This window comes from Acidobacteriota bacterium, assembly GCA_016196035.1.
In the GTDB taxonomy this organism is placed as follows: Bacteria; Acidobacteriota; Blastocatellia; order RBC074; family RBC074; genus JACPYM01.
Window position 1 is genome coordinate 77,317 of sequence record JACPYM010000111.1, and the last position, 10,720, is coordinate 88,036.

A 10,720-nucleotide genomic window follows, 5' to 3' on the forward strand; every position below is an offset into this window, starting at 1 on the left:
ACGCAGGTCTGCCCCTACGCCGGTGTATCCCTCGGTTTCAGCTTGATGCAGTACTAGGTGAATTACACAAGGAGAATAAAATGATGGTTCACCACAATCCGTCTCATTACAAGCTGTCCCGGTTTCAGCGGCAAAGTAACACGCCGTTTAGAGCGCGTGCCAACCGATTCATTACTGCGACGAAAAGAATCCTGGCGGCTCTTTTCTGCCTGGTGCTGAGCGTCAATGTCGCCTATGCGCAAACCGAGCGCGTCTCGATTCGCGTGGATGCCGCCCAGCGCAAAGGGCCGCTCAAACCCATCTGGAGCTGGTTCGGCTATGACGAACCGAATTACACTTACATGAAAGACGGCAAAAAGTTGCTGTCTGAACTCGCCGCGCTCAGCCCTGTGCCGGTGTTCGTCCGCACGCACAATCTGTTGACGACGGGCGACGGCCAGGCGGCGCTCAAATGGGGTTCGACCAACGCTTATACCGAAGACGCCAGCGGCCAGCCGCGCTATGACTGGACGATTGTGGATCGCATCTTCGACACGCTGCTCGAACGCAAGCTGAAGCCGCTGGTCGAGATCGGCTTCATGCCCGAAGCGCTCTCGGTCAAGCCGCAACCCTATCGCCACGCCTGGGCCGTGGATAAAACCTACAACACGATCTTTACCGGCTGGGCGCAGCCGCCACGCGATTACGCCAAATGGTCGGAGTTGGTCTTTGAGTGGGTGCGCCATTGCGTTGCCAAATATGGCCGCGCCGAAGTCGAAAGCTGGTGGTGGGAATTGTGGAACGAGCCGGACATCGGTTACTGGCAAAGCACGCCCGAGGAGTATTTCAAGCTCTACGATTACACGGCGACTGCTGTCAAACGCGCCTTGCCGACCGCGCGCATCGGCGGCCCGCACGTGACGGGGCCGCTCGGCGCACGGACGCAAAAGTTCTTGCGCGACTTTCTCGAACATTGCGCGCGCGGCCAGAATGCGGCGACCGGCCAGACTGGCACGCCGCTCGATTACATCGGCTTTCACGCCAAAGGCGCGCCGCGTGTCGTTGATGCAGCGGGCAAGCCGATACCGGATGGGCAGCCCATCACGAACGGTCACGTGCGCATGGGCATCAACAGTCAACTCAAAGCCATTTCAAACGGCTTCGAGATCGTGGCCGCGTTCCCCGAATTCAAAAACACGCCCATCGTCATTGGCGAATCCGACCCGGAAGGTTGCGCGGCCTGTTCGTCGCGCGTCTATCCGCAAAACGGCTATCGCAACGGCACGATGTATTCCAGCTACACCGCCGCGCAACTGGCGCGCACCTATGAACTGGCCGACCTGCACGGCGTCAATTTGATGGGCGCGGTGACGTGGGCCTTTGAGTTTGAAGACCAGCCCTACTTCGACGGCTTCCGCGATCTGGCGACGAATGGGATAGACAAGCCTGTGCTGAATGTTTTCAGGATGCTGGGCCTGATGAGTGATAAGACGGGCGGCGAGCGTTTGGCGGTGGAAAGCAGCGGCGCGCTAAAACTCGAAACCATCCGCGACACCGGCGTGCGCGGCAATCCCGAAATCAATGCGCTCGCCAGTCGGCAGCCCCGCGCCGTTTCGGTTTTAGTTTGGAACTATCACGATGACGATTTGCCCGCGCCCGCCAGCGAAATCGAATTGACGATCACGGGCCTGCCCAACGCTCAACCGCGTTTGCAGCATTACCGCATTGACGCCACGCACAGCAACGCTTACGAGGCCTGGAAACGCCTGGATTCGCCCGCGCAGCCCACGCCCGCGCAGTACCGCCAGCTTGAACGTGCCGGACAGTTGGAGTTATTGCAAGCGCCCGCACGATTGCGCGCCGCCAATGGCAGCGTCACATTGAAATTCAGCCTGCCACGGCAAGGGGTGTCGTTGTTGCGGTTAATTTGGTAATTGCCGATGCAGTACGCGGAGTCACCAAGTCGCTTATATGTTCGACAAGCTACTAGCTTGTCGAAGCCCCGGCTGCTGGCCCAGTGGTTCAACGGCCACACTTCGACAAGCTGGCAGCTTGTCGAACATACAAGTCGTTACTGCTCCCTGTACTGCACGAAAGAGCGCCTCACCCACTCGGTGATGCCTATTTCTATTCATGCCGCAACGCCACCAGCGGATCAACCTGTGTGGCGCGGCGCGCGGGCAGATAACACGCCAACAATGTAACCAACGTCAACAAACAGGCGATGCCCGCAAAGGTAAGCGGATCGGTGGCGCTGACGCCAAACAGCACACTCTTCATCAAGCGCGTCAACACCAGCGCCGCAGCCAAGCCCAGCCCCACGCCGATGAGCGTCAATGCCAGACCCTGACTGATGACCAGCTTCAACACGTCGCCCTTTTGCGCGCCCAACGCCATACGCACGCCGATTTCGTGCGTGCGTTGCGCGACCGCATAAGACATCACGCCGTAAATGCCGATGGCCGCGAGCACCAGCGCCAGCAAGCCAAAGCCGCCCAAAATCGAAGCCACCATGCGTGCTGGCAACAGCGGCAAGCTCAGCTTGTCAACCAACGTGTTGGCAGCCACGGGCAGGTAAGGATCGAGTTGCTGAATTTCGCGGCGCGCGGCGGCCAACAACGCCGGCAAATCGCCCGCCGTGCGCACGACCACGCTGGTCGAACCGGTTTGAGATTGCCACATGGGACGGCTGACATACGGGCGCGGCTCTTCGCTCAACCCAGCGTATTTGCCGTCTTCGACGATGCCGACGATCGGGGCTTTGGGAGCGTCGGGTCTGCCCAGGCTGATTTGTTTGCCCAGCGCGTTTTCGCCGGGAAAGAAACGCCGCGCAAAGCTTTCGTTGATAACCGCCACGGGCGCGGCTTGCTCATCGTCTTGCACGGTGAATTCGCGGCCCTGCAACAGGCGCGTGCCCATTGCCTGAAAATAGCCGGGACTGACCAGGCTGAACATCGCGCCCTGCACGCGCGCGTTGCGTTCGGGCACTTGTCCGTCGAGATAAACCGCCGTGCGGGAAAAATGCAGATCAACCGGTAGGATGTCGGCCAACCCTACGGCCTGCACGCCCGGCAAGGTGCGCACGCGTTCGAGCAGGCGTTTCTGAAACTCTTTGCGTTGCGCGCCGTCATAACCTTGCAAGCGCAGATCAAACGACAATTCGCCCGCGTGCTGCGGTTCGTAACCCAGCTTGAGTGTGTTGGCCTGTTGTAAGGCGCGCACCATCAAGCCGCCACCCACCAGCAAAATCAGCGACAACGCGACCTGCAAAACGAGCAGACTGCTTTTCAGCCAAGCTTTGCGGGGCGTGCGCCACTGGCTGTTAAACGCGCCTTCGTCTTTCAACGCAGGCACCAAATCGCCTTGCGTCGCTTGCCAGGCGGGCAACAAACCAAACAACACACCCGTCGCCAGCGCGAGCAAGAAGGTGAACAGGTACACGCGATAATCCACCTGAATGGCGAGCACGACGGGGACGTTCGGCGGCAATTTGATGGCCTTCACCAAATTCACCAGCCAGAGCGCGGGGAAGATTCCCAACAAACCACCGCCCAGCGCCAGCAACAAACTTTCGGTCAGCAGTTGCCGCACCAACCGGAAGCGGCTCGCGCCCAGCGCCAACCGCACGGCGATCTCGCGCCGCCGCTCCGCCGCGCGCGCCAGCAACAGGTTCGCCAGATTGATGCACGCCAACAACAACACCATCCCCACCACCGCCATCAACAGGCCGACGAAGCCCAGCAACGAGCCGCGCATCATGTTGCCGAACAAACCGGGCGGCGAAAGCGTGATGCGCTTGCCCGCGTTGTCATCGGGATATTCGCGTTCGAGTTGCGCGGCCAGCAGGTCGAGCGCCGTTTGCGCTTGCGCGCTGCTCACACCGGGTTTGAGGCGGCCTTGCACAAACGCGATTTCCGCGCCGCGCTTGTCCAGCAGGTTGCTGCCCACATCAACTTGCGCCTGCATCGCCAGCGGAAACCACAACTCCGCCGCCGCCGCGATTTCGGTGCCGAGGAAGCCCGGCGCGGCGACGCCGATGATCGTGTAGCGGCGGCCATTCGCAATCAGTTCCTTGCCGATCACGTCAGACGCGCCGCCGAAACTTTGTTGCCAATAACGATGGCTGATCACCACCACCGGATGCGCGCCCGGCGTCAGGTCATCCTCGGCGGCGATGAAGCGTCCTAAGGTCGGCTGTACACCCAGAGCCGCAAAATAATTGCCCGACACCTCGTAGCCCCACTGCCTTTCGTTGATGCCATCGTGGCTCAGGCTGAGCGGCGTGATGCGATAGGCGATGAGATCAGCAAACACGTCGTTCCGGTCGCGCAGGTCCTTGTAATTCGGATAGGAGAAGTTGGAGAACATGCCGCGGCTTTCGCCCACGCTGTTGAGCGCCACCAATTGTCCGGGCTGTTGAATCGGCAAGGGCCGCAACAGCAGCGTATTGATCAAACTGAAAATCGCCGTATTCGCCCCCATGCCCAACGCCAGCGACAGCAGCGCCACCAGTGTGAAACCCGGTCTTTTGACCAACATGCGCAGGCCATACCGCAAATCTTGCATCATCTCATCCTCCCATCGTTTCGGTTGCAGCCACAACGCATCAGCCAACGCGCCCGCGCTGTGCCATAGCAACGACAGTTTGTGTTTCGTATCCAGCTTGTCCCATTGGGTAAGCTGTTGTTCGCGCCACTGCAATTCCGCTTCCCACTCCTGCCGCCAATCCGCCCGTAGTCGTTGCGGCACGAGCAGGCCGATGAATTGAACGAGGCGACGTGTCGTAGTCATAGATTCGCTTTTTTCCGAACCGTACATTGACTTCCTTCGGCACGGCTTGCTAGCTTTGCGGTAAAGCGTAAAGGAGTACGACATGCAAACCAGCAAGCTTTCCAGCAAAAGTCAGGTCACGTTGCCCAAAGAAGTTCGCGCGGCGCTCAGGGCCAAGCCGGGTGATGTCATTGCCTACGAGATCGAAGACAACGTGGTTTATCTCAAACGGGTCGAACCCTTCGACGCGGCTTTTCATAAAGCGTTGACCCATACGCTCAACGAATGGGCCAGCGCCGAAGACGAGGAGGCTTTCCGTGACCTCTAAAAAAGCCGCGCCGCCACGACCTGCCGCCCAACGCCAGCCGCCGCCGCTGGCACAATGGGAAGTCGTCATCGTGCCGTTTCCATTCAGCAATCAACCCGGCACGAAACGCCGTCCCGCACTGGTCTTGAGTGAGAGTCGCTTCAACCGACAGGGGCACGTCGTGCTGGCGATGATTACGACCACCGGACATCAGCCGTGGCCGGGCGATGTCACGGTCGGCGATCTCAAGGCTGCGGGGTTAACGGCGCCTTGTCTGGTGCGCTTAAAACTTTTCACGCTCGACCAACGGTTGATTGTCAAAAAGATCGGTCATCTGGCGGCCACCGACCGCCAACAAGTCAGCCGCCAATTGCAAACTTACCTGCCGTGGTAATCCAGCCCCAGCGCGCAGTTGTTCGCCTCCATTCGCCCTCCCGCTCCTGCCGCCAAGCGGCGCACCAATGGCGCGGCACAATAACACCGAGCAGGCGAATCAGCCCGCGCCAGAAACGAACGCGCGTTGTTATTGTCGAAGCAAGCATAGCGTTCATTCGTGCCGCAAAGCGCGCAGCGGGTCAATCTGCGTGGCACGACGCGCCGGGACGTAACACGCCAGTAACGCCACGCCCGCCAACAGCAAGGCGACAAAACCAAAGGTCAACGGGTCGGTCGTGCCTACTTGATACAACATCGCCTGCACCAGGCGGGTCAGTGACACTGCCGCCAGCAAGCCCAAGGCGATGCCAAGAGCGGTGAGTTGCAAGCCTTGTTGGATGACCAGGCTGAGCACGTTTTTTCGCTCCGCGCCCAGGGCCATGCGAATGCCGATCTCGCGCGTGCGGCGGCTGACGGTGTAAGACATCACGCCGTACAAGCCAATGCCAGCCAGCAACAGCGCCGTCAGGCCAAACAGGCTGGTCAGCGTCGAAGCCATGCGGGCCGCCGCAATCGAATCCTTCACTTCGTCATTGAGCGTCGTTGGCGCGATTATTGCCACTTGGGCATTGAGCGCCAGCGCCGCTTTGCGCACGGCGGGCCAGACCGCCAGCGGTTCGAGCTTCGTGCGCACAACCACGCGGGCAAAGGTTCCGCTGGGACGTTGCAGCAGCGGCAAATCGAGATGCGGGAAAGACGCTTCGGTCAACTCGTGCAAGCGGTGATCGCGCGTCACGCCGATGATTTCCAGCCACGCTTGCCCGCGCACGCCCAGGCTGAGCCTTTTGCCCAAGGGGTTTTGGTTTGGGAAATAGGTGCGCGCCAGGGTTTCGTTGACGATGACGACGCCGGGCGCGTTGGCGTTGTCGCGTTCAGTAAAGCCGCGCCCGGCGACGAGCGGGATGCCCAGCAATTCGTGATAGCCCGGCCCGACCCCTGTGTAATCAAACGCCAGATTTTCGCCAGGCTTCTGCTGCCAGCCTTCGATCACCACTGAGGTTTTGGCGATGCTGTTGCTGAAAGGCGTAATCGTCGCGATGGTTGCTGACGCGACACCGGGCAATGACTTCACGCGCTCAGCCACTTGCATGAAGTATTGCGTATTGCGCTCGTCCACTACACGCTTGCCCGCTTCGTCAGTGGCCGCCGCATAAGCCGTGCGCGGCAGTTCGAGCGGCACAATCAGCAGATTCTCGCTGCGGAAACCGGGATCAATCGCAAAGCGGCGTTGCAGGCTTCTGACCAGCAAACCTGCGCCGACCAAAAGCACCAACGCCAGCGCGACCTGCACGACCACCAACGCATTGCGCACGTTCCAGCGGCGTTCGTGTCGCGCGGCGCTGGCGTCCGCATCTTTCAGCGCCGGGGTCAGATCGGCCCGCGCACTTTGCCAGGCTGGCACCAAGCCGAAGAGCACACCTGACACAATTGCAATCAGTGCCGTGAAGCCCAGCACGCGCCCATCCAGGCTGCCGCCTAAAGCTGAACGGTCAAGCTCGAACCCCGGCTGAAAGGCGAAGAGCAACTGATATAACCACGGCGCAAACAACAGCCCCACACTTGCGCCAAGCAGCGCCAGCAGCAAACTTTCGCTGAGCAGTTGCCGCACGATGCGCCAGCGATGCGCGCCCAATGCCAGCCGGACGGCAATTTCCTTGCGGCGGCTGGCCGCGCGCGCCAACAACAGGTTGGCGACGTTCGCGCACGCCAGCACCAGCAACAACGCGACCACCGCCAGCAATAACTTGAGCGTCTCGCCCAACTGCCGCCGCAACGATGAGATGCCCTGCCCGCCCGCTTCCAGCAGAATGCGCTTTTCGTTGAAGGGCAGCTTGCGTTCGCTCTCCGTCGTATTCGCCAGCCAGACGCGCCGCGCCGTCAGGTCAAAACCGGCTTGGGCCGCGGTCAGCGTGACGCTGGGTTTCAACCGTCCCAGCAAGCGCAACCACGCGCCTTTGCGCTCAAAGTTCGAGGTCGTCGCGCCCAGCAATTGCCGCCGCATCATCAACGGCGCCCAAACTTCAGCGGTTCCTTCCAACCGCATCCCGGTGAATCCGGCAGGCGCGATGCCGATAATCGTGTACGTCGCGCCGTTCAGTTGCAGCGTCTGCCCCAGCACATCGGGCTTGCCGCCCAAGCGGTGTTGCCAGCAACTGTGACTGATGACGGCGACCGGATGCGCGTCTTCGTTCCGATTGTCTTCAGCCTGGATAACGCGGCCTTGCGCGGCGGCTACGCCCAGCACATCAAAATAATTGCCCGAGACCAGTTCGACATTCAGTTTGTCGGCTTGTTCGCCGGCACCGAGTTTGGCGCTCACCTGATTGAACGCGAGCAAGCCGCTGAAAACCTCGTTCTGGTCGCGGTAATCCACATAATCGGGATAGGAAAAAATGTTGTTTTGAAATTTGGGATTGACCGTCTCGCCCGAAATCAGCGCGAGTTGCTGCGGTTCTTTGACCGGCAACGAGCGCAGCAACAGCTTGTCCGCCACGCTAAAAATCGCCGTATTCGCGCCAATGCCCAGCGCCAGCGTGAACACCGCAATCAAGGTGAAGCTTTTATCTTTGCGCAGCATGCGCACGGCAAAGCGTAAGTCTTGCATCATCTCATCCTCCCATCGTTTCGGTTGCAGCCACAACGCATCCACGAACGCGCCCGCGCTGTGCCACCACAAGGCCAGTTTGTGTTTAATGTCGAGTCTGTCCCATTCGGCAAGCTGCTGTTCGCGCCATTGCAGTTCCGCTTCCCACTCCTGTCGCCAGTCGCTACGCAAACGACGCGGCACGATCAAGCCGATGAAGCGAATCAGCCAGAGCCACGGGCGCAACCAGAGACTTCGCCCACGTGCGCGCATTGCCTTAGCCTTTCTCGTTCGCAGGTTTGAGTTCGACGGGGGGCGTCATCTGTTCCAGCAAGCGGAAGCGCTGGCGCGCTTCGGCCAGCACTTCGCGGCCCGTTTTCGTCACTTCGTAATACTTGCGCGCCGGGCGCTGTTCGGCCTGGGCCACGCTTTGTTTTTCCCACTTGGATTTGATCAGCAGCCCGTCTTCCAGCCGCCGGAGCGCCGGATAAACCGTGCCGCTCGCCAGTCCGGTGTACTGCATGACCTCAAAGCCATAGCGGTAACCGTGCTCAAGCGCCTGTAAAATCAGCGCCATCGTATAAGAAAGATATTTGTGCCCCATGGTCGGTTCCTTGGTTACGGATGAAATTTATCGAGCTAGATACCTACCTGTATAACTATCTACATAGCAAACTGTCAAACGGCGAGTGGAGAATCAGGCGGGCCGGAAGCGGCGGCGAGTTGATTAAGGATGGGGCTGAAAGCAGCGGCGCATGGAACGCCCGTGACGACAAAGGGGGTTGCAACTACTGACATCGTGATGTGTGCTTTGCGGGCCGGAGACTTACGGCTTGGGTTTCACATCGCGCAAACTCATGCCCGGCTCGGTCATCAGCTTTTCAATCGCGGCGATTTCGACCGGCACAAAGGCCGACATGTTTTCATAGCCGGTCTCGGTCATCAGAATCACGTCTTCCAACCGCAGGCCGAGATGCTCATCGGGAATCGTCATCGCCGGTTCGATGGTGAAAAGCTGCCCCGGTTCCAGTGTTTCGGTCGGTAAGCGCACGTCGTGGACTTCGAGGCCGATGGTGTGGCCCAGGCTGTTACCACGGTTGGTGCGGAAACGTTCGACAAAACGCGTGGCGGCGTCTTTGATCTTGGGGTCGGTGAATTTGAAGGCCGTCATGATGGCGTCCATCTTCACGACGGCCTCTTTGATGATGTCGCGCGGCGCGGCGTGTACCTTGATCGAAGTCAGCAGCGCCTGATAGAGCCGCAGATAGATCGTATAAAACTCGCGCTGACGCGGGGTGAATTTGCCATTCGCCGGAAAGACGCGCGTCACATCCGAGACGTAGTATTTGTAATCGGGCGCGTAATCGAATTGCACCAGGTCGCCATCCTGCAAACGTGAAGTGTTGAAATGATAGTGCGAATACAGCGTGTTCTGCCCCGTCGCAATCAACGCAAAATAGGCCGCGCCCTGTGAACCGAATTTTTTGAAGACGTATTCGGCGGGCGCTTGCAATTCGTATTCGTAAAGACCGGGCCGGGCTTCGCGCATGGCTTCCATGATCGCGAGGCCGGTAATGCGCGTGGCTTCGCGGATGAGGGCGATTTCGCGCTGGCTCTTGAAGGCGCGCAGGGCATCGAGCAGCGGATCGAGATTTTGCACGTTGACTTGCGGGCCAAGCGCTTTGAGCTTCTGGATGAAAACTTCTTCGCGCGCTGGGCGGCCATCCCAGGGGTCGTCTTGGGTGGCTTTGTCGTGCGCGACGGCATCGCTGGATGAGGCGTTGCCCAACACTTCAGCGCGAAACGGCGTGTAAAGCGTCCGCCCTTCGCGAACAAAAACCGCGACGTCTTGGGTGAATTCTTCACGCGCTAGTACGGCGTCTAAGCCCGTCGCTTTGGCAGCAAGTTCGCCCGGCTTGAGGGCTGAGCCGAACATGCGTTCGCGCCGTTCGATGCCGCCTGAAAGATAGAGCGTCGAACGTTTGGTCTTGCCATCCAGCACCAGCAAGGCGCGCGGCTCGATCACACCACAGAGATAAAAGAACTGGTTGCTCTGCCGCAACGGCTGCTCGCCAGGCCGTTCGGTCGTGCCTTGCAAAATGGCGACGCCATCGCCGATTTGCGCCAGCAGCTTGGCACGGCGGGCCGCAAACTCTGCGGGCGGGAAGATTTCATTGAAGACCGGTTGGGCGCACAACAGGGCGCTCAAGCCGGTGATGAGTAGCAACAGGGACATAGGTTTTCTTCGCATACGACAGGTCTTTCCGGAAAAAGTTGGGCAGGGATGGAGTGCGGCGACGAACGCTGCATTTCCGATTGATCGCAAGGCGGCAGCTTATTGCACCGCCACTCGACTGACAATGCAGCAGGCAAGAATGCGTGTGCGTCAAAGTTTTGTGCTCGCGCTGAACCAAACCGCTCACGCCAGGATAGCGCAACCTGCCGAGGTTGTGCGGCTTCAGCCGCTACAGCCAGGGCTCAATCAGAAACCATGGCCCGGCTGTTGAAGCCGCGCAACCTCGGCAGCATTCGTTTCTACACAAGTCTGACGCTCTGTGTCTTTGCCCTGCAAGGGCAGCATTCAATAGCCGTGGGCAACGCCCACGGTAGGCCGTCAGCAGGTTCTACGGCCCTGAAGGGGCCGG

7 protein-coding genes are annotated in these 10,720 nt (G+C 59.9%); 3 read left to right on the top strand and 4 right to left on the bottom strand.

Going from position 1 to position 10,720, the window contains the following annotated elements; translation table 11 throughout:
- The first annotated feature begins 83 nt into the window (after positions 1 to 83).
- Positions 84 to 1,913, top strand: a complete 1,830-nt coding sequence (locus HY011_31685) for a beta-xylosidase (protein MBI3427509.1) — start codon at positions 84 to 86, stop codon at positions 1,911 to 1,913.
- 193 nt (positions 1,914 to 2,106) lie between these two features.
- On the opposite strand, the gene HY011_31690 is transcribed toward HY011_31685, so the two are convergent.
- The gene (locus HY011_31690) at positions 2,107 to 4,770 is read right to left on the bottom strand and encodes an ABC transporter permease (GenBank protein MBI3427510.1); all 2,664 of its coding nucleotides are present in this window, start codon (positions 4,768 to 4,770) and stop codon (positions 2,107 to 2,109) included.
- Between the two features lie 82 nt (positions 4,771 to 4,852).
- Between HY011_31690 and HY011_31695 the strand changes: the two genes are divergently transcribed.
- Entirely contained in the window at positions 4,853 to 5,077 is a 225-nt protein-coding gene (locus tag HY011_31695) for an AbrB/MazE/SpoVT family DNA-binding domain-containing protein (protein MBI3427511.1), read from the top strand.
- A gap of 46 nt (positions 5,078 to 5,123) precedes the next feature.
- A complete protein-coding gene (locus tag HY011_31700) occupies positions 5,124 to 5,450 on the top strand; it encodes a type II toxin-antitoxin system PemK/MazF family toxin (GenBank protein MBI3427512.1) in 327 nt (108 codons plus the stop codon).
- A 153-nt stretch (positions 5,451 to 5,603) separates the two neighbouring features.
- On the opposite strand, the gene HY011_31705 is transcribed toward HY011_31700, so the two are convergent.
- The 3 genes from HY011_31705 to HY011_31715 form a co-directional block, all read right to left on the bottom strand.
- Positions 5,604 to 8,348: an ABC transporter permease gene (locus HY011_31705; GenBank protein MBI3427513.1), complete on the bottom strand. Its 2,745-nt coding sequence runs from the start codon at positions 8,346 to 8,348 to the stop codon at positions 5,604 to 5,606.
- Positions 8,349 to 8,352: 4 nt separating this feature from the next.
- A complete protein-coding gene (locus HY011_31710) occupies positions 8,353 to 8,679 on the bottom strand; it encodes a helix-turn-helix transcriptional regulator (protein MBI3427514.1) in 327 nt (108 codons plus the stop codon).
- 222 nt (positions 8,680 to 8,901) lie between these two features.
- Positions 8,902 to 10,311: an aminopeptidase P N-terminal domain-containing protein gene (locus HY011_31715; GenBank protein ID MBI3427515.1), complete on the bottom strand. Its 1,410-nt coding sequence runs from the start codon at positions 10,309 to 10,311 to the stop codon at positions 8,902 to 8,904.
- Positions 10,312 to 10,720 lie beyond the last annotated feature (409 nt).